This window comes from Sediminibacterium sp. (assembly GCF_030695065.1).
Lineage (GTDB): Bacteria > Bacteroidota > Bacteroidia > Chitinophagales > Chitinophagaceae > Sediminibacterium.
Genome location: NZ_JAUYTR010000009.1, coordinates 281,759 through 305,190 on the forward strand (window position 1 = coordinate 281,759; position 23,432 = coordinate 305,190).

Genomic DNA, 23,432 nt, shown 5'->3' on the forward strand with positions numbered 1-23,432 from the left:
GGTTTAGATTAATCAAATCTATTGGGATTAAATGGAGATATATCCATGCTTAATGCCCCTCCTTCAACAATTTCAGCAACCAGTTTTCCGGTACCAGCACCTAAGCTTAACCCAACCATTGCATGCCCAGTGGCCATAACCAAATTATCCCATTGCTTGGCTCTTCCAATATAAGGAAGTCCATCGGCCGAGCAGGGTCTATAACCGTACCAAATCTTTTCGTTGGGAGGCAATGCAATATCAAATTGGGTATACACGGTTTTAACTGCATCAACTATTCCTTGAACCCTATTCATTCTAGGAGGGGTTTTAGTAGAGGTGATTTCCATAGTACCTCCAAACCTGATTTTATTCCCATCCATTGGCGTTAATGCAACTCTCCCCTCTACTAAAACGCTTGGATAATTAATGTGATAGGGTGAATTTTCTAGTGTAATAGAATATCCTCTTCCGGGCATTAATAATAAATCCATATTTAATTTCGCTGCCAATTCCCTGCTCCATGAGCCAGAAGACAGCACTACTTCATCTGTTGGGTAGCTGGCAGTAATGGTTTTTACAGCAATGATTTTTTTCCCTTTTTTTTCAAAGCCTACTACCTCTTCTTCTTTAACCAATTTTACTCCTTTTTGAACCAGTACTTCCAACAACTGCTGCATTAATTTATTGGGGTACAAATGAGCATCACACTTAAAAAACAATGCCCCTAACGCATCTATTGCTGTATGTGGCTCTAAGCCTTGCAATTGATCTTGGGAAAGCATTGTTGTATCTAATAATCCCAATTGGTGCGCTCTTTCACATAAAGCTTTACACTTGTCTCCCCCTTTATCAGTTTTAAAAATCTCCAACAACCCTTTGTGTTCATACGAAAAATCAAATAGGGTAGATTGATCCCATTGTTCGTACCAATATTGACTCAACATAGCAATATCTCTTAACGGAACAGCCGCTTTTTCAACATGTTGCTCCGTTGCTACTTGCATGAATTTCCATCCCCATTTTATTAAGTTAATGTCTAAACGGGGTTGAACATAAAAAGGGCTCTTCGAATTCCACATCCACTTTAATCCTTGTGTAACAATTCCTGGGGTAGCCAAAGGAACAAAATGGCTTGGACATACATAACCTGCATTACCGTAAGAGCAATTGTTTTGCATATCTGTTTTATCTATCACCGTTACTTCATGCCCAGCACTATTTAAAAACCAAGCACTACTAAGGCCAATGATTCCTCCACCTATGATGGTTATTTTCATTTAATTATAGGGTTATTTTGAAGATAGCTTATTATCTTTAAGCTAATAATTATGGAAACTTACGGAAAAATTCTACTCATTGCGATGCCTGCTTTTTTAGTATTGATTTTACTGGAAAAATGGTGGGGAATTCGAAAAGGAAATGACACCATTAGAACCATGGATATGGTATCTAGTTTAACATCTGGAATAACCAATTCAACAAAAGATGTTTTAGGGTTAAGTATTGCTGTTTTAAGTTATGATTGGATGGTAACCCATTGGGCTATCTTTCAAGTTGAAGCTTCTGTTTTGCTTTATATTATTGCTTTTGTTGCTTTAGACCTCACTGGTTATTTAGTGCATAGGATTGACCATGAATTTAATTTTTTCTGGAACGCGCATATTATTCATCACAGCAGCGAAGACTTCAATCTTGCTTGTGCTTTGCGCCAAAGCATATCTACTTTTGTTCGCTTATTTACTATTTTTCTTTTACCAGCGGCAATATTAGGGGTTCCAACACAAGTAATTGCGGTGGTTGCGCCTTTGCATTTATTTGCACAATTTTGGTATCATACCCAACATATTGATAGAATGGGATGGTTAGAGAAAATCATTGTAACCCCCTCACACCATAGAGTACATCATGCCATTAATCAGGAGTACCTAGATAAAAACTACGGCCAGATTTTTATTTTTTGGGATAAGTGGTTTGGTACTTATCAGGAAGAATTATCCCATGTTAAACCTGTTTACGGTATTACAAGACCAGTAAGAACTTGGAATCCAATCAAAATTAATTTTATGCATTTATGGTTACTCATTCAAGATGCATGGCGAGCAAATAGTTTAAAAGATAAGTTACGTATATGGTTTATGCCTACTGGATGGAGGCCTGCTGATGTTGCTGAAAAATATCCAGTATTTAAAATTGAGGACCCTTATCATTTTGAAAAATATGAAACCAAAGCAGGATCTTTTTTTACAGTATGGGTTTGGGTACAACTAGGTTTGTTGCTGCTTTTTATTAGCTACTTATTTGGAAATATTGCAGCAATAGGAAGCCCGGGAATGTTCTATTATGGGCTTTTCATTTTTGTATTTGTTTATGCATTTACAGAATTAATGGATGGCAATCCAAATGCATGGGCCTGGGAATTTATCAAATTCGGGATGGGTATTTATTTTTTAATTAATACCAATGGATGGTTCGGACTAGGTACCATTGCACCCATTATGCCTTATATAGTTGGCATATATTTATTAATATCTTTAGCGCTGACTTTTTATTTTAAAAAGGAGAATAACCGGTATGAAATAGCAATTAAATAAGGGGCTATTTCATATCGTTAGCGGTAAAACTAAGCGGCAACAATGAAGCTGCATCTTCTAACACATAAATTGCCCCTTCCATTCCACTTAAAATTAATTTGATGGGTTGAGCCTGTCTCAAAGTTTGTTCTAATAAGCTTTGGCGACATAAGCCACATGGGCTCACCGGATTTTTACTTTCTCCTTTTAAATTGTGGCAACTAATAGCAATGGTTTTAATTGCCACACCGCTATATAAAGAAGATACCGCAGACAATAATACCCTTTCAGCACAAATGCCTACAGGGTAACTGGCATTTTCCTGATTGGTGCCTTCAATTGTTTCTCCATTGTTCAGCATTGCTACTGCCCCAACTTGAAATTGAGAATAAGGCGCATATGCTTTTGAAGTAGCTTCTCTTGCCATTAATAATAAATGGGCATCTTCTGTAGAAAGAGAAGAAGCGTTTTCTAGCATTTGATATTGGAATACGATTTCTTTCATCCCAGTTATTGAATCACTTTAAATAATCTATCCCATCTTGGTCCTTTATTCCAGCTAAACCAAATTAAAGAGGCTTTACCAACTATATGTGTTTCAGGAACAAAGCCCCAGAAACGACTGTCTTGACTTCTATGTCGGTTGTCTCCCATCATCCAATAATAATTGTATTGAGGTGTATAACTATTTACCACTTTGCCATTAATAATGAATTGACCCTGTTTTTCTTCTAAAACATTGTGCTCATAAACCGTGATTAACCTGCGGTACAAGGAAATATTGTTCTGATTCAACCCAATAGCTTTTCCTTTTTGAGGAATGGTTATTGGTCCATAATTATCTAATGTCCAAGGAAAATTAGCTTCATCGTTCGGAAAAAACATTCCCACATTGGTATCTACATACTTAGTTAAAGAAAGAACACCAGGATATTTTTTTACTTTTTCAGCAGCCTCTGCAGTAATATTGAAAATATAGGTTTTACTATCTGGACCTGGAGAAAAATTACCGTTATTGTTTTCTAAATCAATACCTAACTCGTCTTGTAAAAACTCATCAGAAAAACCCGATCCACTAGTTGTTGCAATATAATCCGTTTGAGCACCACCTGGTAAATCAGCAGGATTTCCATTGATAAATAAATCTGCATTTTTAATCTCCAGCACATCGCCAGGCACTGCAACACAGCGTTTGATATAATTATCTGTTTTGTCCATTGGGTGTACCAATATGGGATACTCTGCTAATAAGGCATCTCTATTCCCCTTAAACTGGCTACTTCGCAAAACTTCGTAATACGTTATTTTGCTCCCAAATTCAGGTAAGTTAATGATGGTATCACCAGCTGGAAAATTAAAAACAACTGCATCATTTCTTTTCACTGTTGTTAAAGCAGGTAATCTTTTATATGGCAACTGAACCTCCTTAATATATGACGGAGTGGTTAAGCTGAAAGGCATGATATTGTGCACAAAAGGAAAAGAAACAGGCGTTTGAGGAACTCTTGGACCATAACTCATTTTACTAACAAATAAAAAGTCGTTCACCAATAAACTCTTCTCCATACTTTCTGTTGGTATTACATAGGCTTCAAACACAAATGTTCTAATGATAGTAGCCGCTACAACTGCAAATACTCCTGCATCAATCCACTCTCGAGAAGCAGGTTTGTGGTAATGATTTAAAGTTTGAGGACCATGCCATTTTTCTTTTTCAGAAAAACCCAAATAAGGGAAATAAATAAAAGGGAAAAAAACTACTGCAGCATGTGCAGGAACCGAGACTTTTTTAAAATTCATTACAAAAATGATAGTAATCCAAATTGTAATAAACTGACCTGCTATAGGTATAAGCTGTAGCCAAAACCAAAAACGCTTAATTTCTGCTTTCTGCACAATTTCCCATGTATTATAAAAGGGGATAAAGGCCTTCCAAGCATCAATACCAGCTTTCTTAAACATGCCATACATTCCAATATGCCAACCTAATATTCCTATAATAAACAACGCTAAGCCCATAAAACGGTTTTAGTTTAAACAAATGTATCTATTTCAAATACAATGCTCAATAATTAAATATAATGTTTTGCTAAATATAATTTTTTACGTCTTCCGCCAAAATCTCCTTTCCAGACAGTATAATCAACCGCTCTACCACATTTCTCAACTCTCTAATATTACCCGTCCAATTGTGTTTTTTCAACAGCTCTAATGCATTATTAGCTATAGTTTTTGGAGCCTGCCCATAATCTTTTGCTATATCGGCTAAAAAGTGATTGACCAGCAACGGTATGTCTTCTCTTCTATCATTTAAAGAAGGAACATGAATTAAAATTACCCCTAAGCGATGGTATAAGTCTAATCGAAAATTCTTCTCTTCTACTTCCTTCAACAAATCTTTATTGGTTGCAGCTACCACCCGAACGTCTACTGCTATTTCTTTATCTCCCCCTACCCTAGTTATTTTACCCTCTTGCAAAGCCCTTAGCACTTTGGCCTGAGCACTCAAACTCATATCTCCAATTTCATCTAAAAACAGTGTACCCCCATTGGCCTGTTCAAATTTTCCAATCCTTTGTTTTATGGCAGAAGTAAATGATCCCTTTTCATGCCCAAATAATTCACTCTCTATTAATTCTGCAGGAATAGCAGCACAATTAACTTCAATCAATGTTCCAGCAGCTCTATTACTTTTTTCATGCAACCATCTTGCTACTAGTTCCTTACCACTGCCATTCTCCCCTGTTACTAAAACTCGAGCATCTGTTGCTGCTACTTTTTCAATGGTTTCTTTAATTTTGATAATTGGAGCTGATTGTCCAATGATTTCTTGAATACCTGCCACTCTTTTCTTTAACACTTTGGTTTCCTTCACCAAACTATTTTTATCCATGGCATTTCTAATCGTAATCAACAGCCTATTTAAATCAGGCGGCTTGGCTATATAATCAAATGCACCTTTCTTAACCGCGTCTACAGCTGTTTCTATATTGCCATGCCCACTAATAATAATAATAGGCACATCGGCATTTATCTCTTTTGCTTTTTGCAAAAATTCTATACCATCAATCTTAGGCATTTTAATATCGCAGAGCACTAAATCAAAACTACTAGATTTAAATTTTTTCAACCCCTCTTCTCCATCTGTTGCTTCATCTGTTGTATAACCTTCATTATTCAAAATGTCTTTTAAAACATTCCGAATAGCTCTTTCATCATCAATAATTAGTATGGAAGCCATATTTTGGTTTATTTACGAAGTTAATCATTGCAAATTGATTCTGATGCCCATATAACCATTACGCAGCGGGGCTGGATTAAAGTACCTACTCCCAACTGCATTAATATCATTACCCAAGCTAAATGTTTGGTTTAATAAATTATCTGCCCCTGCAAATAACTGAAACTGATACTGCTTCCATTTAATTTGCTTAGCTAATTTCGTTTGTAATAATTCATACCCTTCTGCATAAACTGTTGCAGCATCATTCAATGATATTTTACTGGTTAAGTTGGCGGTAATGTTAAATGTCCAACCGTTTTTATGAGCAAAGTTTACTGTTGATACCAAAATATATTTCGGCACCCCTGTTATTGGATTACCACTAAATACGGTATTCCCCTGTTGATAATTGGTAAATTGATACGGTTGAAAACTAAATGAATTGGTAATATCAATGCTGTATTTTTTCTCTTTAGAGGGCCGTACCAGTAAATATTTTATCATTGCTTCAAGTCCATTTTGCTTTGTTGCACCTGCATTTATAAAATATTCATTCCCATTTAAATCGTTTCTTCTTACAATCGCATTCTTTAGTTGAAAAGAATAATAAGACAAGTCTACTTGTATTTGATCATTAAGTAACCCACCTTTAATACCAATCTCTGCATTCCACCCTTGTTCTGCATTTAATTGCGGATAAAAATTACCATCTGATGGTCTAATTTCTGCCAAACTTGGAGCGGAAAATCCTCTTGCAATAATTCCGTATATATTCAAGTTCGCATTCAACTTATAATTCATCGTAAGCCTTGGACTAATGGGTGATTGTATTTTCCTATTCATGAGCGGCTGATTCATTATCAGCAATGACTTAAATTCATACAACTGTTGATTCAAACTAATTCCTGCATTCACCAGTAACTTTTGAGCAGGTTTAAAACTCCATTGAGTAAATAAGAACCCTTGTCGAGTATAAACAATATCATCCGCTTGAATCAATCCTGCAACCCCCTTGTTATTGGTATAATTTTGTATGGCAGATTCATTGATTAAGTATTCTGTTCCTATTATCCATTTCCATTTATTTAACACTGATTTTGGTTGAATTACCCATTGTATACCTGCTGATAAATTCAATTCATTTCTCTTCTCAAAATTGGTAATAAACGGATTAGAAAAACCAGTTTGATTAATTGATACAAAACTTTTAATTACTTGTTGTTGATTAATCTGATAACTATCATGTACGCCTACCCATAGGGTATTATTTTGAATGCCTGCTTTTTGAACAATTGCACTTGGTAAAGTGGCAGTTGCTTGCCTAGACAAACGTGGATTAATCAACATTTGAGCTGCTGTTATTCCACCCGGTGTTTGATAATTTAATTGGGTATAAAAAATACCTGTTCTTATTAAGTGTTTAGCCCTTTTCAATCCAGCGCTCCATGAAATACCTGTTCTATTTAAGTTGGATTGCTCTCTATATCCATCAGATTGCAAACGATGTAATTGCAAACTAGAAGTAAATTGAGCATTGCTATTCGCCCATTGAAATTGTTGTTGATTATACCCAAAAGATCCACCTGTTAGTACAATAGAAGCATATTGCTTTGGTTTTTCAGAAAAAGGTAAATCCTGATTCAATAAAAATACCCCTCCAGTTCCAGCTCCATACATACTCGATGAAGGCCCCTTAGCAATCTCCACCTGATCAATTAATGATGGGTCAATTAGATTTAAATAGGTATTACCTGTAGCATCCGAGAATGGTATATCATTCCAATACAATTTCACATTTCTGATACCAAAAGGGGATCGCAATAAGCTGCCTCTTACTGAAAGTCGGTAACTACCTGGTGAACGCTCTTCCATCCTTACCCCAGCCACCAAATTCATTGCGGGTAAAATAGAGGCTGGCGAAAATTGCATCAATGCTTTTTTATTTAATAAAGACACAGCTGCTGGCATTTCCTTCCATTTAATTCTAGCATTAAATGCAGTCACAATCACGTCTTGCAAGGGCAACTCTTTATTAAGTAAAGTATCCTGTGCCTCCATTTTATTACTTGAAAGCAAGATTATTAAACAAACTATAATTTTAAATAAATGGGAATGCATAAGGATATTAAACACCAAAGCCCGAATTACTTCGGGCTTTGCTAAAATATATTCAAATTTATTTTTTCATATACATCACTTCTTTTACCAAGTTAACTGTTCTAGTAACATCTGGTATTGCTAATGCAGTTAAATTTGGTGCATAGTGCATTGGCGCATCAGCACTAGTGATTCTTCTTATAGGCGCATCTAAATAATCAAAACCTTCTTTTTGAATTCTATAACTAATTTCAGATGAAATAGAAGCAAATGGCCACTGTTCTTCAATTATTACTAATCGGTTGGTCTTTTTTACGCTTTCTAATATAGTCATCCAATCTAAGGGTCTAATGGTTCTTAAATCAATTACTTCTGCACTTACTCCTTCTTTAGCCAATTCTTCAGCAGCCCCTAAAGCCACTTTCATCATTTTATTAAAAGAAACAATAGTAATATCTGTTCCTTGTCTTTTAACATCTGCTTTACCCAAAGGAATATAATATTCCTCATCTGGCACTTCAGATTTATCACCGTACATTACTTCACTTTCCATGAAAATAACTGGATCTTCTTCAAAACGGATTGCTTGCTTTAAAAGCCCCTTTGCGTCGTATCCATTAGAAGGTGAAACCACTTTTAACCCAGGAATATTGGCATAATAACTTTCAAATGCAGTTGAATGTTGCGCACCTAATTGACCAGCACTCCCATTAGGTCCTCTAAAAACAATTGGACAGCCAATTTGGCCACCACTCATAGCAAGCATTTTTGAAGCAGTATTCAAAATTTGATCCATTGCCAATACTGCAAAGTTCCAAGTCATGAATTCTACTACCGGTCTTAACCCATTCTGTGCAGCACCAACCGCAACTGCAGTAAATCCAAGTTCTGCAATGGGTGTATCAATAACTCGCTTTTCGCCAAATTCAGCAAGCATTCCCTGACTTACTTTGTAAGCTCCATTGTATTGGGCTACTTCCTCCCCCATCAAGAACACCTTTTCATCTCTTCTCATTTCTTCACTCATGGCTTCACGAAGGGCTTCTCTAAACGCTATTGATCGCATAATCAGTTATTTTAAAATGAGCACAAAAATAGAAGATAAACCTATATAAAACCAAAAAACCCTCTCGAGTTTTAAACGAGAGGGTTTTTTATAAAATATTGATCTATTAGTTTAAAATACATTCCAAGCAAAGCTCACATAATACAAACCACCGATTTGAATGTTTCCAAATCCATTGTAGTAGTATTTGTTGAAGATATTGGTACCACCAATTTTAATTAAAGATTTAATACTTGGCAACTTATGGCTAATCATAGCGTCAACAGTGCTATAAGAAGGAACTTGACCTACTGCAAATGAGCCCTCGTAATTAAAACTGTCTGCCCATCTGTAAGTGACATTGAAGCCCCATTTATTTTTCTTGCCAAATCCGCTGTTTGCAAAACCAGCATTGAAACGATATTTTGGAGTATTAAAATAAGAAACAAATCCTACAGGTAAATCCCCAATAACATCTGAATATAGATTGGTATTAACTGAGAAGTTTTTCGGCATTATGTACTCTAAAGAAGCACCCCATCCTTTCACATCAACTGATTCTGGCGCATTGGTAGAAATGCCATAAGCAATTCTTGTGTTTGCATTTAACACATTCAATGGACTTGGAGGCAAACCAGCTCTTGCCTGAATTACGGTTACACTACTCAAGAAGTCTCTGTAACGGGAAGTATAGGCATAAACGTCAATCAACAAACGCTTTCCAATCAAACCCTTGTAACCTACTTCAAAAGAAGTAGTAGACTCTGGCTTAAATTCTCCAAATTGCTGTTGTTGTAATAAGCCAGGGTTTGGAGCACCAGCTAAAGCACTAGCGCCAAATGCTTGTACGCTTGCTAAAGTATAAGCAGGATTGCCTTTGAAGTTGTAGAAATCTCTTAACTGTGGCAAACCACCCATTAAACGAGTACCCCCACCAACTAACAAGTTAATCCACTGGTTTTGAGTGGTTGGGAAACGATAAGCAGTTTGATAAGAGAAACGTAAATTATGGTCAGATGCCAGTTTAATTACAGCAGAAACTCTTGGTGTAAAACGACCTTTAAAGTTGGTGTTTTTATCGTAACGACCAGAAGCAGTAACTTTCAAACGATCCCCAAACATTTTCTGTGAAATTTGTAAATAAGCACCAGTTTCATTGATATTAATGTTTCCCGCAGTATCAGCAAACAATGTACCCTGAGAGTTCAGCCCAAATTGACGAAAATTTCCTCCAATCATTAAGTCAGTTCCTTTTTCAGATAAACCTAAATCATCAGAAAGATTGTATTGTGCTTCTATACTCTTAAGGGTTGTTCTGTCAACAAACAAACCACCACCCTGTGAAATAGGTATACCTGCAATTTGCTGAAACAATGGATTATTACCAATGAATCCGGTAGGGCGGCCAGCATCAGCCACTGATCTGGCTCCATTTAAAATATTGATTCTGTTTGCAGCAACTACTCCTGGAGCAGCAGCCTGAGCAGCAGTTAAAGCAGCAGTAGGCGTTAACCCAGCACCTAAACCAGCTGCATATCCAGCTGCAAGTGCGCCAATATAAGTACCTACTGCACCACTTGATGCGTTACCAACTGTAGCACCTACAAATTGAGGGTACCAAGCAGTTGCGCTTGGTCTCCATGCTTCATTGAATAAACGAGTAGCAATAGTAGAGTTAAAAGTATTGCCAGAATTTTCACGAGTAGTGTAAGCTCTTACGTACCAGTTGTTTGCTTTTAATTCTAATTTATACTGACCCATTTTGAGGTCTTTTAAAGCATAACGATCGCTACCTGTGTAAACGGTATTACCCGTTCCCCAATAAGCAGCAGCAATTGCTTCAATTTTATTAGTGATTTTATAATGCAATGCTCCACTTAATTTTACATTAAAAGTAGTAGGATCAACTATTTGAATCTCATTGTAACCAGTTCTAGAAACATACAACGGAGAATTGGCAAAAGTCCCTAATACTGCAGAGGAAGGTATTGGAGTAGGAGTTGTAATTCCAGGGAAAGTTCCAGCAGGTAACAATGCTAAGAAAGGATTACCAGCAATAACACCAGCGAATGCACCACGTAAATCTGCATTGGTTTCATCACCATAAATATTTATACCGTCGTAATTAGGATCTGTTAAGCGATTTCCAGGAACTACGTTCCCGTTAGGACTTGCAGAAAGCGGAGATCTCAAATAGTTGCCATCGTTATTAGCCAACCAATCTTGAGCTTGCACAAACTGAATATTCATTTTATAAGCCCATTTTTCATTAATCTTGTTAGCGTAGCGAACACTCCAATCATAATAAGGAGATCTTGGACGCTGCTTTTCGTCTACGTGGTTAATACCAGTTTTTATTTGAAAACTCAATCCTTGGTATTTAAACGGACTCTTACTGCTGATTAGCAAAGTACCATTGGTACCACCTGGACCATACAATGCGGATGAAGCACCCTGTAGTAACTCAATATTGTCTACATCCAATTCAGTTATCCCAATTACGTTACCCACAGAAAAATTTAAACCAGGCGATTGGTTATCCATACCATCCACAAGCTGATTTAAACGAGAGTTACCGCTGCTGTTAAAACCACGAGTACCAACGCTGGCAAAAGTTAAACTTGCAGACACTACGTCAACCCCTTTAAGGTTTGCAATCATGTCATAGTAATTGGCTGAAGGTGAATTACGAATTGCTGTAGTACTAATTCTTTCGATAGAAACCGGCGATTCTAAAATTCTTTCAGGAACCCTTGATGCAGAAACTACTATTTCGTCACCCAATGTAAATGCAGTCTCTAATTCAACCACAACATCTTGGTTATTTTCTTTAATAGCTACTTCTTTAGCAGCATATCCAACCGATGAAATCACAAGGGTAAAAGGAAGTTTTTGAACAGTGGAGAACTTGAAATTTCCTTTGTCATCTGTGTAAGTACCAGCGGTACCCCCTTTAACAGAAATGGAGACTGCAGAAAGCAATTCCTTTGTTTTTCCGTTCTTTACACTGCCTGAAACGGTTGTTGTTTGTTGAGCTATTACTGATAAACTCAATAAAAGCGCAATGACAGACAGACCGAAATGGGTTAATAGTCTTCTCATATTGGCAATTTTAGTTTGAATTGTTAAGCAAAATAGGACATGTTAAGTTCTCGTAAAAATTTAATTTATACAAGATTTCAGCTATTTGTGGACAAAAATTAAGTTCGATAGGAGGTTTTAGACATGGGTGTATTTAATTTTGATAAATGGCACCATATAAGTTCCCACAACAGACTGGATTCTACAAAGGAAAAGTAAGAGACGTTTATTCCATAGGAAGCAATTTATTGGTAATGATTGCTAGTGATCGCATTTCGGCTTTTGATGTGATTTTACCTCGTACAATACCCTACAAAGGCCAAGTTTTAAATCAAATTGCTGCTTACATGTTAGCGCAAACAGCAGATATCTGCCCTAATTGGCTAATCAACTGCCCAGCTCCTAACGTGTCGATTGGTCAAAAATGCGAGCCTTTCAAAATTGAAATGGTCGTTAGAGGAAATTTGGTGGGCCATGCTTGGAGAACTTATCAATCTGGCAAAAGAACACTTTGCGGTGTAGAAATGCCAGACGGCTTAAAGGAAAATGATTTTTTCCCAACCCCATTAATTACTCCGTCTACCAAAGCAGCCGAAGGGCATGATGAAGATATTTCTAAAGAAGAAATTATTAAGGGTGGATTAGCAACTTCCGAAGAATGGGCCATCCTAGAAAAATATGCATTGGCCTTATTTGAAAGGGGCAAATCAATTGCAGCAAAAAGAGGACTTATTTTAGCAGACACTAAATATGAATTTGGGAAGCTCGGGAATACCATCTATTTAATGGACGAAATACATACTCCAGATTCATCTAGGTATTTTTATGCAGACAATTTTGAACAACGCCAAGCAACAGGTGAAAGACAAAAACAGTTAAGCAAAGAGTTTGTAAGAGAATGGCTGATTGCCAATAATTTTATGGGCAAAGAGGGGCAAACAGTTCCTACTATGTCCGATGAATGGATTAATACCATCAGTAAAAGGTATATTGAACTTTACGAAAAAGTAATTGGAGAACAATTTATTCCCATAGATTTAACCGAGGCTGAAACGGTAGAAGCTATTAATCAATCACTGGATAAAATAAAAAAATAGCGGGACTAAATTGGAGTCCCCGCTATTTTTTAGCTTGAATAATTTCGTCGAGTCGAGGTCTAATTCTTGCACTGCTTTTGTTGAAAATATTTTGACCTTTATCAATACCTTTTCTAATTTGAGCTTGACGTTCTGCAGGCATATGAATGGTGTCTTTGCATTCAGTACTACAACATCCTTCATATGTTGAAGCACATGAAGAACATTGTATAAACAATAAATGACAACCATCATTTTTACAATTGGTATGTGTATCACAAACTGCGCCACATTGGTGGCAATGTGCAATGATATCAGGTGTAATACGTTCTCCTAAACGATCATCAAAAACAAAATTTTTCCCTATAAATTTAGGGGGTAGTTCTTGTTTTTTAATTTCATTGGCATAATGAATTATCCCACCTTCTAAATGATAAACATTTTCAAATCCTTTGTGCAACATATAAGCGCTGGCTTTTTCGCAACGTATACCACCAGTACAGTACATTACAACATTCTTGTCTTCTTTACCTTGCAACATGTCTACTGCCATAGGCAATTGCTCTCTAAAAGTATCTGAAGGAATTTCTAAAGCATTGGCAAAATGCCCCACTTCGTATTCATAATGATTCCGCATATCTATTACTATGGTATTAGGATCATTCAACATTTCATTCATTTGAGCCGCATTCAAATACTTACCTTTTTTTTCCATTGAAAATTCAGGATCCTCAATTCCGTCTGCGACAATTTTCTCTCTAACTTTAATTTTAAGCACCCAAAAACTTTTCCCTTGTAGCAAAGGATCATTTAAACCCATCGGATCTTCTACTGCAATATTTAATCGTAAATTTTCTAACCCTGAAATTGACTCCATGATTTGTTTAAAATCATCCATGAAATGTGCTGGAACACTTATTTGCGCGTTTATTCCCTCCTTAGCAATATATATTCTTCCAAATACTTGTATGGCATTTAACTGTTTATACAAAGTATCCCTAAACTCCTGTGGATTTTGTACGGGGAAATACCGATAAAAACTGATGGTGGTTCGCTTGAACGTCTCTTTCATTAAACGTTCTTTCAGCTCCTGATTGGAGACACGATTGTGTAATACTGCCATAAAATAAATTTTAGACATAGCAGTTGCTATGTTCCGATTAATAATGGAGCTGCTTGCAGGGCAGCCAAAATTCATAGCAAAATTACGAATTATCTCACAAATGGCAAGGCAAGCCTTATACCACTATTCGATGCCCCTCCTTTTTCTATAGAACGGATATAATCTACTCTGATGACTTTGAATATATTCTCTAACCCAACAAAATATTCAACATAATAATTGCCTTGCTCTTGTAATAAAGAATTGGCCCCAGTAACTAAAAACCAATTCAGCTTTTTGAAGCCTGGAATTTTGTTTGTTAGCAATCCATTTAAATGATATTCAATATGCCCTGTACCATATAAAGAAGCGGTATTACTAAATCGATAATAAGGTGCTAATTGAAAAGCTTTGGTGAATGGCCCTGCAAATAAAACTTGGTTGCCTAAAAAATGAATTTGGTCAGGTTCAAATACTTTGTCTTTTTGTAGGAAACCACCTGCAGAAAAAGAGTACTTCAATTCTCCAGCCAATTTTAACGCTAAGTCGTCAGAAATATTGATTCTCCATTTTGTGTAGTTTGCATCTGCTCCTAAAATACCAGCAAATGCTTTTGTAACAGTGAGGGTAAATGTAGGATACCCCGATCCAATATTCACTTTACGATCAGGATACTCAACGTATTTTGCTCCGGGCAACCAAGATAATCCAGCACTTACTAATAAAGCTTGATGGTTTTGCATGGGAGTGTTACCAAATTCGGCTGGCTGATTAGGGCTGAAACTGCGATTGGGAAAATCTTTCCAAAATGCAATATCTCCTAAATTTTCCAGCGACTTTCTATTTTGAAATTGCACTGATCCAGAAAAGTTGAGCCCATTACCAATACCTGCATTATAATTCATTCTTAAAAAATCAGCTTCATAAATCTTCATAAAATTTTGCTCCCGCATTAATGTATAATAGCTATTAATAAACTCAGAAATAGGAGCAGCATTATTAAATTGGAAGACTTTCTTGCCACCAGAAATATTGAAAGATTGAATATATTTTTTACCAAAAGTATAGTTAACTGATATAGATGGATTAAAATGTTTGTTTGCAAAACCATACCTTAATTCAGGAATAATTGTCAATGATTTTCTCCCTTCCATTTGTTTACGCCACTGCGGAGATAAATTAATTACACCTCCTTCAACTGTATTAAAATTGATGGTATTGATTAATGGTTCTATATTTAAACTGGTCTTGGCTTTTCGCTTACTAAAATTTTTACCGGTAAGCAACAAATTGGTAAAACTAAATTTGTTGCGAATATTATCTAAAGAGTCTAAATACGCAGGAGATTCTCTTACTTTTTCTAAACTATCTTTCTTTTGATAATCTTTTACTTCTTCTAACAACAAAGGCAAAGGCCTGATACTATCCCAATAAGCCATAGACTTTTTATTAGAGCTGTCGTAGAATTTAAGAACGGTATTGTTAAAGTATTTAGGTTTGAAATTAGGAGTTAGATCAAATTTATCATACACCTGCAAAAAACTTCCAAAAAAATCAAATCCAAAAAACTTCCCATAAGGATAAATTACTTGCTGCTTAATCACCCAATAAGGACCTGTTGGAATATACTGTTGTTGTAAAACCAAGGAATCTAGTAATTGCATTTGTTGATCACGCAGCAGCTTTAGGTCTATACTTTGTATATGCCAATCATTTTCTGTAATATGAATATACCCTGTAAATAAAGGTTCATACTTTCTTTTGGGCATCACTTTAATTCTGCTAATTTCTTTACCAAATTCAAAAAAAGTTCCTTCGAATTTATATTTGTAAAAATTTAACGCGTTATCAGAAATAGGAGAAATAAATCCTCTAGGATTTAATCCGCTACCTAATGAAATAATGTTTTCATAAAAGGAAATAATTTGCGGACTACTAAAACCAAATCCATTACTGCGTCCGCTCACTTTAGTTGATACTACTTCAATCTTTCTTTGGTTAGGTTCATTTACTGAATATTTAGCTATGGTTTCAGACAAGAGCAACATTTTCCGCTTACTGGAATCCCCGTCTTCAAAATCCACTTTTTGTCCCATGAACTTTTTGGGGTAATCGCGCAATTGCATTTGCCCTTTAATATATACTTCTGTGGTAAATTGCTTTATTTCTTTAAGATGATCCAATCGGGCAGCAATGGCTTTTCTAATAATACTGTAAGCAGGATCTTCCCCACCTGTTTTAACAACCACTTCACTCAATTGATAATCTTGCGGAGTCATTTGAACATCAATAGTCTGATTAACTTTTCCCAGGCTTATCTTTTTTTCTACCGTTTGATAACCTATGTATTGAAATACCAATATATATTCTCCTGGCTCTAGCGTAATACTATAAAAGCCAATATTATTAGCAGAAGCCCCTTTTGTAGTCCCCTTCACTAAAACAGAGGAAAAAGCAAGTGGAGAACCTTTAACTGCTGATTGTATAACGCCTGATATTACTGCAGAAAAAACAGTCAACTTCACACTCATTACTATTAACAGTAATAGGCCTTTTTTAAACATAGCAATAAATTTGAATACAAAAAAAGCCCCAATACTTGGTAATCCAAGTTGGGGCATTGTAAATTGATGTTAAATTATTTTAATCTTTAATTCGATCTTGCCAAGCAAGCATTCCACCAGTTACATTGATTAAATTACTGAAACCAGCAGTTTCTAAAATTAAACAAGCTTGTCCACTCCTATTTCCACTTCTGCAATAAATGTAGATTGGTTCATTTTTCCATTCTTCTAATTCATCAATTTGCATTGTTTGAATATTTCCTAAAGGTAAATGTAGTCCACCGATATTAAAATCTGCTCTCTCGTGTGATTCTCTCACATCTACTAAATGGATGTTTTCGCCCGCTGTTAATTTGGCTTTCAATTCTTCCACCGTTATTGTTTGCATAATCATTCAGTTTTAAAAGTTATTACTGGTTGTATCTTTTATTGGAGCTTGTTCACTAATATACAAGTCCATAATTTGTCCTTGTCTAATTTTATTTTTAACCGGCAAGCCATCCGCTCCTGGTACATCACTCACTAAAGGAGGATTTTGCTTGATAACAAATGCAGCCGCAGAATCTTTAATCATTCCGGAAGCCACAATTGAACCTATATTAATATTTAAAGAAGATAACGTAGACCTAGCTTGATCCAAAGTTAAGCCAACCAAATCAGGCACGTCTGTTTCATCCCCTCCAACACCACTTCCAAGTACCAAATTAATTACACTACCAATCGCAATTTTTTCACCTGGCTTAACTGGTGTGCCGTTCAATAATTGCTCCAATACAGCATTGCGGGCAATATCAGGTTTGTAGGTAACAAATCCCAATTTCAGCCCCAAACTCTGTAAATACATTTCAGCACTTCTGATGGAGAAGCCAGTCAAATTGGGCATTTCAACTTGTGGAGGAATAGTCCTATTCAAAGTAAGATAAACAGTTCTTCCTGTTTTTACAACTGCATCCGCTTCAGGAGCTTGTTTAATAACAGCTTGTTTAGCGATGGTGTCTATGTATACAGAATCTAAAATCACCACTTCAAATCCTTTGTCTTCTAATATTTTTTGAGCGGCTAAAATATGCTGCCCAGCTACATTGGGCACTTTTTCAAATTTACCATACCCTGTAATCCAATCAAGTGAGCCAAAGAATAGTAAAATGAGCATAAGAATCAATCCTATGCCAGTTACTATATTTACCCAAAGTGGCTTTTCTGTTATGAATTTAAACACGATAATAATTTAATGAAAATGAAGGACCTTAATTGGATATTAAAATTAATGAAATGCTTGTTCAATTACTGCAGAATAAAAATCAGTCAACCGCATTCCCATCGCTCTTACCTGTTGAGGTATTACAGAAGCTTCACTTTGCCCAGGCACTGTATTTACTTCTAACATAAACGGTTTTTGTTGAAGGGTATCGTAAATGAAATCAATTCTAACCACCCCTCTACAATTAAAAATTTCATATACTTTTTTAGCAGCATCAGAAAGATGTTGCTTCATTGTATCATCAATGATTGCTGGGGTTGTTTCAATACTTTTGCCTTGATACTTTGCCTCAAAATCAAAGAATTCATTTTGCGTACTTATTTCAGTTATAGGCAGAACCGAAATCGTATTGCCTTGCTTAAATACACCAATGGTAAATTCTCTTCCACTTATGAATTCTTCCACTAAAATTTGATGATCTTCTTTAAAGGCTTTAGACAAAGCTGGGGCTAATTCTTCAGCAGTATTTACTTTACTCATCCCTATACTGCTACCACCGTTATTTGGCTTAACAAATAGAGGCAATTGAAGCTGCGCTAAAATCATATCAACACCCACTGGTGTATGACTAAATAAGTGCATTGACTTAGCAACATTAATTCCTCCAAATGCTGCAACAGCAACTGTGTATCGCTTATTCATGGTTAAGGCAGATGTTGCCGCATCACAACTTGTATAAGGAATGCCCAACATATCAAAATACCCTTGTAATTTTCCGTCTTCTCCTGGGGTACCATGAATACACATTAATGCTACATCAAAATGTATGGTATTGCCATTGTCAACAATTGAAAAGTCATCTCTATTTACTAAAGACCGCTCCCCTGCTGCATTTTCGTACCACCAACCGGTTGAATTGATATCAATTTTATACAACTCATACTTGGATGTATCCACATTATTCCCAACGGTAATAGCACTCTTGTAACTTATTTGGGCTTCCCCACTAAGTCCGCCCGTAACCAATGCAACTTTGCGCTTCATGAATCAATTTATGCTTGTTAAATATGCATTTTTGCTTTCTTCGACATCAATTCTTCTACTGTTTCTTGGTACAATTCGTCTGGAACACAACAATCTACCGGACAAACAGCCGCACATTGTGGTTCTTCATGAAAACCTTGGCACTCTGTACATTTATTAGGGGTGATATAATAGGTATCTAAGCTGATAGGCTCAAAACGCTTATCTGCGTCTACAGTACTACCATCCATTAGTTGAAAACTGCCTTTGATAGTGGTTCCGTCGGCAATAGACCATTCTACTCCACCTTCATAAATTGCGTTATTAGGACATTCTGGCTCACATGCGCCACAATTAATACATTCTTCTGTTATTTTGATTGCCATACAAAATGGGTTTGTTGAGTTAGTGAAATTACATTTGCAGTACCAAAAATACGGTTGACAAATGATTTTACAAGAACGAATTGAATTATTATGCCGTTTAGGCCAATATATCAACAACAATGATAGTGAATGGATGGCCACAAAAGAAAGGGCTTACAACCAAAATCAATGGTTTGTGCCGGAGTTTATTGAGTCGGCAACTCAGAATATTGCTCAACAATTTCTAAAAGAACAGCCATTAAAAGATTGGGCAGCTAATTACGATGTACCGGAGGCGCCAATCAACCCTTTACAAATAGGCATTGTAATGGCAGGGAATATACCCTTAGTAGGCTTTCACGACCTATTATGTGTTTTTGTTTCGGGTCACTATGCGGTTGTAAAAACTTCTTCGAAAGACGAAGTATTGATGAAACATTTGGTCAAAAAAATGTATGACTGGGATGTAAGGGTACAAAACTGGATTTCTTTTGCTGATAGGCTAAACGGATTGGATGCATATATAGCTACAGGAAGTAATAATTCTAGCAGGTATTTTGAATACTATTTTGGCAAATACCCGAATATTATTCGTAGAAATAGAACTTCTGTAGCAATACTTGATGGTTCTGAAAGTGCAGAAACATTGAGTTTACTGGCAGACGATGTATTGCAGTATTTTGGGTTGGGTTGCAGAAATGTTACCCAGGTATATATACCCCAGAACTATGATTTTGTACCATTATTGAATGCCTTAAAAAAATATCCAGACTTTATAGATTACCATAAATACAAGCACAATTTTGATTATCATTTGGCTTTGTTAATTATGGGAGGCAAATATTATATGAATAACGACACTGTAATTCTAACCGAAAATCCTTCCCCGTTTTCACCTGTTAGTCAGTTGCATTATTGTTTTTACACTGATCGTGCACAAATTTTAAACCTATTACAAAAGGATGAGTCTATTCAATGTATTGTTGGATCAGGGCTGGTACCTTTTGGAGCGGCTCAACAACCGCAGTTAACCGATTATGCAGATGGCGTTGATACCATGGCATTTTTGAAAGGACTTACAAAATGACATTTTTACCAAAACATTTGTTAAATGGTATCGTTGGAGAACTGTCAATTAAACAGCTTTGTTTATTTGCTAATGAAAAGGCATGTAAATTGAGTAATCTTTAAAAAACAATTGAGCATATGAATTGGAAAAATGGTTTAGTGATTGTGGGCATCAGCGCCACTACCGCCCTCGCCAGTGTGTGGGGCTACGGTAAATTCGTAGAGAACCAGCAAGAAGGCGTTCAAGAACAAGGAAAACTTCCTGTTAACTATGCAGGATTTTTTGGAAATCCTAATAATGCTGCCGTTGGTTCAATTGATTTTACTGCTGCAGCTACTACAGGAACACCTGCAGTAGTGCATATTAAAACTAGAACAAAAGCCAAACAAATTAGCAGCAACCAACGTCAACAAAGAAATCCCTTTGCAGATATGTTTGGAGATGACTTTGGCGATTTCTTTGGCGGTGGTCCAAGGATACAACCAGAGCAACGTGCTAGTGGCAGTGGGGTTATCATTACTGAAGATGGCTATATTGTAACCAACAACCATGTGATTGATGGTGCCGACGAAATTAATGTGACTCTAGCCAATAAAAAGTCTTACAAAGCCACTTTAGTAGGACAAGATCCCAACAGTGATTTGGCGGTCATTAAAATTGAAGGAAAAGCATTCCCTTATATTGTTTATGGCAATAGTGATGAAGCTAAATTAGGCCAATGGGTATTGGCCATTGGTTATCCATTTAGTTTAGATGTAACAGTAACTGCAGGTATCATTAGTGCAAAAGCAAGATCTATTGATATCAACGGAAGGCAGGGTGCAAATCCTGTGGAATCTTTTATACAAACTGATGCCGCAGTAAATCCTGGAAATAGTGGTGGTGCTTTAATTAATACCAACGGAGAATTAGTGGGCATCAATTCTGCTATTGCATCTCCTACTGGTTCTTATGCAGGTTACTCCTATGCTATACCGGTGAATATGGTTAAGAAAATTGTAACCGATATCGTAAAATTTGGTACAGTACAACGTGCATTTATTGGCATCAGTTATCCAAAAGAAAATTTAACCGACGAAGCCAAACGTGAATTAGAAAAAGAATTAGGCACTGCTTATAAAGAAGGAGAAGGTGTTTTGATTACTGATACACCGGCAGGTGGTGCGGCTGCAAGCGCAGGCTTAAAAAAAGGAGATATTATTACCAAAATTCAGGGAGTAGCTATTGCTACCGGACCAGAATTACAAGAGCAAGTTGCCCGTTACAAACCAGGTGATAAAGTAACGGTACAATACAAGCGTGCTGGAAAAGAAAACACCGTTACTATTACTTTAAAAAATAAAGCGGGCAACACCGATATCGTTAGAAACAGCAGCATCATAGAAAAACTAGGAGGTGAATTAGTGAACCTAGATAAAAAAATTGCAGCTGCAAATGATGTACCCGGTGGCGTAGTAGTTAAAAAAGTGGGAACTGGATTATTAAGCAAGAGTAGAATGGAAGATGGTTTTGTAATTACCGGAATCAACGGTAAAGAAATCATCAATATAGATGAATTGAAAATTGCTTTGGCTAATATTAAATCTGGCACCATCCGAATTGATGGATTCTATCCAGGATTTGAAGGAAGATATACTTATCCACTTCAGGTTACAGAAGATTAGTCATATACGAATTGATTCAAAATAAAAAACCTTGCAACTAAATGTTGCAAGGTTTTTTTGTGCTGATTTTTATAATGCCATTATTATATTTTTTCATAAACCAAGTACTCCCCCGCTTGTAATTCAAAAGTCTCTTTTAAATTAAAATGAAAAGCTAAACCAGAAAAGATATTTCTGAATTCACCTTTTAGCCAATCGTGGTGAACATGTATCGTTAGTCTGTTATGAGCAGAAACATTCAGTAAAACCAATACAATATGATTGCCGCTTCTTCTAAAAAATGCCATTAATTCATTGTCTTTATCTGAAGGTAGAATAAACGATTCCCCTTTAAATATGGCAGGATTATTGGCACGCAATTTAGATAATATGCTATAAAAATCATGGAGCCGGTTGGGTTTGTTCCATTCGATTAAATCTTTGTCAAAAAATTTCAACCGTTTTTTGTTAGGACTTTCTTGACCACTATATATCATCGGCATCCCATGCCATGTAAAGGCAAATACAGCCCAGGCTAATGCAGCTACTCCATATTTTTCATATTCAGTTCCATTCCAACTATTCTCATCATGATTTGCGGTGAAAAATAATTTAATAGCCCCCCTAGGATATTGCGAATATGCATGCAATACATTTCTTACTTCATGCAATGTAGATAGCGCTTTTGCATACCTACCTGTTTCATGCATCCACCACCAAGAATAAGTAGCATCAAATACCTGGTGATAATCTTGTACTTCACATTCTGCGAGCCAGAATAATGGCTTAGTCAATTCACAACTTAATCTGGCCTGTTGCCAAAAATCAAGTGGAACTAAATGGGCCATATCGCACCTGAATCCATCAATATCAAAATCATTGACCCAATAACGCATGGCTTTAATTAATTCATGCCTCATTTCAGGCACTTCAAAATTTAAATCGATCACATCATGCCATCCATTTTTCTCGGTAAAATTTCCATCCGCATCTTTCATCATCCAATCAGGATGATCAATAGTCCAATGATGATCCCATCCGGTATGGTTAGCCACCCAATCAATGATGACTTTAAAGCCTAGGTCATGAGCGCGTTGAATTAATTGTTTAAAATCGGCCTTTGTTCCGAACTCAGGGTTAATATCTGTATAACTACTGCATGCATAATAGCTTCCTAAACTTCCTTGCATCTTGAGCTTACTGATTGGCGTTATGGGCATCAGCCATAATAAATTAACGCCCATGTCTTTTAGGCGTGGTAAATGTTCTGCAAACGCATTAAAAGTTCCTTCCGGTGTATATTGACGAATATTCACTTCGTACATCGTGGCAGTGTGTGCCCATGGCACAACATGAAAAGAAGACTTCATTTTTTAATTATCTAAATAGGA

The 23,432-nt window shown here is 36.3% G+C and carries 18 protein-coding genes; 4 read left to right on the forward strand and 14 right to left on the reverse strand.

Features of this window, described 5'->3' with window-relative positions; all coding sequences use genetic code 11:
* Positions 1-8: 8 nt before the first annotated feature.
* On the reverse strand, positions 9-1,259 hold the full coding sequence (locus Q8S25_RS03530) for an FAD-binding oxidoreductase (RefSeq protein WP_305534929.1): 1,251 nt from the start codon (positions 1,257-1,259) through the stop codon (positions 9-11).
* 51 nt (positions 1,260-1,310) lie between these two features.
* Between Q8S25_RS03530 and Q8S25_RS03535 the strand changes: the two genes are divergently transcribed.
* Positions 1,311-2,573 (forward strand): sterol desaturase family protein, encoded by a 1,263-nt coding sequence (locus Q8S25_RS03535; protein ID WP_305534931.1) that lies wholly within the window; start codon positions 1,311-1,313, stop codon positions 2,571-2,573.
* Between the two features lie 4 nt (positions 2,574-2,577).
* Here the strand turns inward: Q8S25_RS03535 and Q8S25_RS03540 are convergent, their stop codons facing one another.
* The 6 genes from Q8S25_RS03540 to Q8S25_RS03565 form a co-directional block, all read right to left on the reverse strand.
* Positions 2,578-3,057, reverse strand: a complete 480-nt coding sequence (locus Q8S25_RS03540) for a cytidine deaminase (RefSeq protein WP_305534933.1) — start codon at positions 3,055-3,057, stop codon at positions 2,578-2,580.
* A gap of 5 nt (positions 3,058-3,062) precedes the next feature.
* Positions 3,063-4,571, reverse strand: a complete 1,509-nt coding sequence (gene lepB / locus Q8S25_RS03545; protein WP_305534935.1) for a signal peptidase I — start codon at positions 4,569-4,571, stop codon at positions 3,063-3,065.
* Positions 4,572-4,641: 70 nt separating this feature from the next.
* A complete protein-coding gene (locus Q8S25_RS03550) occupies positions 4,642-5,793 on the reverse strand; it encodes a sigma-54 dependent transcriptional regulator (protein WP_305534937.1) in 1,152 nt (383 codons plus the stop codon).
* A gap of 24 nt (positions 5,794-5,817) precedes the next feature.
* Positions 5,818-7,833, reverse strand: coding sequence for a TonB-dependent receptor (locus Q8S25_RS03555; protein WP_305534939.1), 2,016 nt, complete (start codon positions 7,831-7,833; stop codon positions 5,818-5,820).
* A 118-nt stretch (positions 7,834-7,951) separates the two neighbouring features.
* Positions 7,952-8,938, reverse strand: a complete 987-nt coding sequence (locus tag Q8S25_RS03560) for a pyruvate dehydrogenase complex E1 component subunit beta (protein WP_305534941.1) — start codon at positions 8,936-8,938, stop codon at positions 7,952-7,954.
* A 111-nt stretch (positions 8,939-9,049) separates the two neighbouring features.
* Positions 9,050-12,019 (reverse strand): TonB-dependent receptor domain-containing protein, encoded by a 2,970-nt coding sequence (locus Q8S25_RS03565; RefSeq protein WP_305534943.1) that lies wholly within the window; start codon positions 12,017-12,019, stop codon positions 9,050-9,052.
* Between the two features lie 146 nt (positions 12,020-12,165).
* On the opposite strand from Q8S25_RS03565, the gene Q8S25_RS03570 reads away from it, so the two are divergent.
* The gene (locus Q8S25_RS03570; RefSeq protein ID WP_305534945.1) at positions 12,166-13,095 is read left to right on the forward strand and encodes a phosphoribosylaminoimidazolesuccinocarboxamide synthase; all 930 of its coding nucleotides are present in this window, start codon (positions 12,166-12,168) and stop codon (positions 13,093-13,095) included.
* Between the two features lie 22 nt (positions 13,096-13,117).
* On the opposite strand, the gene Q8S25_RS03575 is transcribed toward Q8S25_RS03570, so the two are convergent.
* The 6 genes from Q8S25_RS03575 to Q8S25_RS03600 form a co-directional block, all read right to left on the reverse strand.
* Positions 13,118-14,197 carry a rhodanese-related sulfurtransferase gene (locus Q8S25_RS03575; RefSeq protein WP_305534947.1) on the reverse strand — a complete coding sequence of 360 codons (1,080 nt, stop codon included), beginning with the start codon at positions 14,195-14,197 and terminating at the stop codon, positions 13,118-13,120.
* An 89-nt stretch (positions 14,198-14,286) separates the two neighbouring features.
* Positions 14,287-16,740: a DUF5686 and carboxypeptidase regulatory-like domain-containing protein gene (locus tag Q8S25_RS03580; protein ID WP_305534948.1), complete on the reverse strand. Its 2,454-nt coding sequence runs from the start codon at positions 16,738-16,740 to the stop codon at positions 14,287-14,289.
* Positions 16,741-16,819: 79 nt separating this feature from the next.
* Positions 16,820-17,128 (reverse strand): rhodanese-like domain-containing protein, encoded by a 309-nt coding sequence (locus Q8S25_RS03585; protein ID WP_305534951.1) that lies wholly within the window; start codon positions 17,126-17,128, stop codon positions 16,820-16,822.
* Between the two features lie 12 nt (positions 17,129-17,140).
* A complete protein-coding gene (locus Q8S25_RS03590; protein WP_305534953.1) occupies positions 17,141-17,959 on the reverse strand; it encodes a PASTA domain-containing protein in 819 nt (272 codons plus the stop codon).
* A 45-nt stretch (positions 17,960-18,004) separates the two neighbouring features.
* Positions 18,005-18,985 (reverse strand): D-alanine--D-alanine ligase, encoded by a 981-nt coding sequence (locus Q8S25_RS03595; protein ID WP_305534955.1) that lies wholly within the window; start codon positions 18,983-18,985, stop codon positions 18,005-18,007.
* A 17-nt stretch (positions 18,986-19,002) separates the two neighbouring features.
* Positions 19,003-19,350: a 4Fe-4S dicluster domain-containing protein gene (locus tag Q8S25_RS03600; protein ID WP_305534957.1), complete on the reverse strand. Its 348-nt coding sequence runs from the start codon at positions 19,348-19,350 to the stop codon at positions 19,003-19,005.
* A gap of 61 nt (positions 19,351-19,411) precedes the next feature.
* Between Q8S25_RS03600 and Q8S25_RS03605 the strand changes: the two genes are divergently transcribed.
* Positions 19,412-20,416 (forward strand): acyl-CoA reductase, encoded by a 1,005-nt coding sequence (locus Q8S25_RS03605; protein WP_305534959.1) that lies wholly within the window; start codon positions 19,412-19,414, stop codon positions 20,414-20,416.
* Between the two features lie 119 nt (positions 20,417-20,535).
* Positions 20,536-22,062 carry a S1C family serine protease gene (locus tag Q8S25_RS03610; protein ID WP_305534961.1) on the forward strand — a complete coding sequence of 509 codons (1,527 nt, stop codon included), beginning with the start codon at positions 20,536-20,538 and terminating at the stop codon, positions 22,060-22,062.
* A gap of 83 nt (positions 22,063-22,145) precedes the next feature.
* Here Q8S25_RS03610 and Q8S25_RS03615 read toward each other — a convergent pair whose 3' ends face one another.
* Complete coding sequence (locus tag Q8S25_RS03615; protein WP_305534963.1) at positions 22,146-23,411, reverse strand: alpha-amylase family glycosyl hydrolase; 1,266 nt, start codon at positions 23,409-23,411, stop codon at positions 22,146-22,148.
* Positions 23,412-23,432: the final 21 nt, after the last annotated feature.

Bases quoted from the DNA above. Each gene is read 5' to 3' on its own strand.
- Q8S25_RS03575 (WP_305534947.1), bottom strand. From the start codon at position 14,197: ATGGCAGTATTACACAATCGTGTCTCCAATCAGGAGCTGAAAGAACGT.
- Q8S25_RS03555 (WP_305534939.1), bottom strand. From the start codon at position 7,833: ATGGAGGCACAGGATACTTTACTTAATAAAGAGTTGCCCTTGCAAGAC.
- Q8S25_RS03530 (WP_305534929.1), bottom strand. From the start codon at position 1,259: ATGAAAATAACCATCATAGGTGGAGGAATCATTGGCCTTAGTAGTGCT.
- Q8S25_RS03605 (WP_305534959.1), top strand. From the start codon at position 19,412: ATGATTTTACAAGAACGAATTGAATTATTATGCCGTTTAGGCCAATAT.
- Q8S25_RS03560 (WP_305534941.1), bottom strand. From the start codon at position 8,938: ATGCGATCAATAGCGTTTAGAGAAGCCCTTCGTGAAGCCATGAGTGAA.
- Q8S25_RS03550 (WP_305534937.1), bottom strand. From the start codon at position 5,793: ATGGCTTCCATACTAATTATTGATGATGAAAGAGCTATTCGGAATGTT.
- lepB (WP_305534935.1), bottom strand. From the start codon at position 4,571: ATGGGCTTAGCGTTGTTTATTATAGGAATATTAGGTTGGCATATTGGA.
- Q8S25_RS03540 (WP_305534933.1), bottom strand. From the start codon at position 3,057: ATGAAAGAAATCGTATTCCAATATCAAATGCTAGAAAACGCTTCTTCT.
- Q8S25_RS03565 (WP_305534943.1), bottom strand. From the start codon at position 12,019: ATGAGAAGACTATTAACCCATTTCGGTCTGTCTGTCATTGCGCTTTTA.
- Q8S25_RS03585 (WP_305534951.1), bottom strand. From the start codon at position 17,128: ATGCAAACAATAACGGTGGAAGAATTGAAAGCCAAATTAACAGCGGGC.
- Q8S25_RS03595 (WP_305534955.1), bottom strand. From the start codon at position 18,985: ATGAAGCGCAAAGTTGCATTGGTTACGGGCGGACTTAGTGGGGAAGCC.
- Q8S25_RS03600 (WP_305534957.1), bottom strand. From the start codon at position 19,350: ATGGCAATCAAAATAACAGAAGAATGTATTAATTGTGGCGCATGTGAG.
- Q8S25_RS03610 (WP_305534961.1), top strand. From the start codon at position 20,536: ATGAATTGGAAAAATGGTTTAGTGATTGTGGGCATCAGCGCCACTACC.
- Q8S25_RS03570 (WP_305534945.1), top strand. From the start codon at position 12,166: ATGGCACCATATAAGTTCCCACAACAGACTGGATTCTACAAAGGAAAA.
- Q8S25_RS03535 (WP_305534931.1), top strand. From the start codon at position 1,311: ATGGAAACTTACGGAAAAATTCTACTCATTGCGATGCCTGCTTTTTTA.
- Q8S25_RS03615 (WP_305534963.1), bottom strand. From the start codon at position 23,411: ATGAAGTCTTCTTTTCATGTTGTGCCATGGGCACACACTGCCACGATG.
- Q8S25_RS03580 (WP_305534948.1), bottom strand. From the start codon at position 16,740: ATGTTTAAAAAAGGCCTATTACTGTTAATAGTAATGAGTGTGAAGTTG.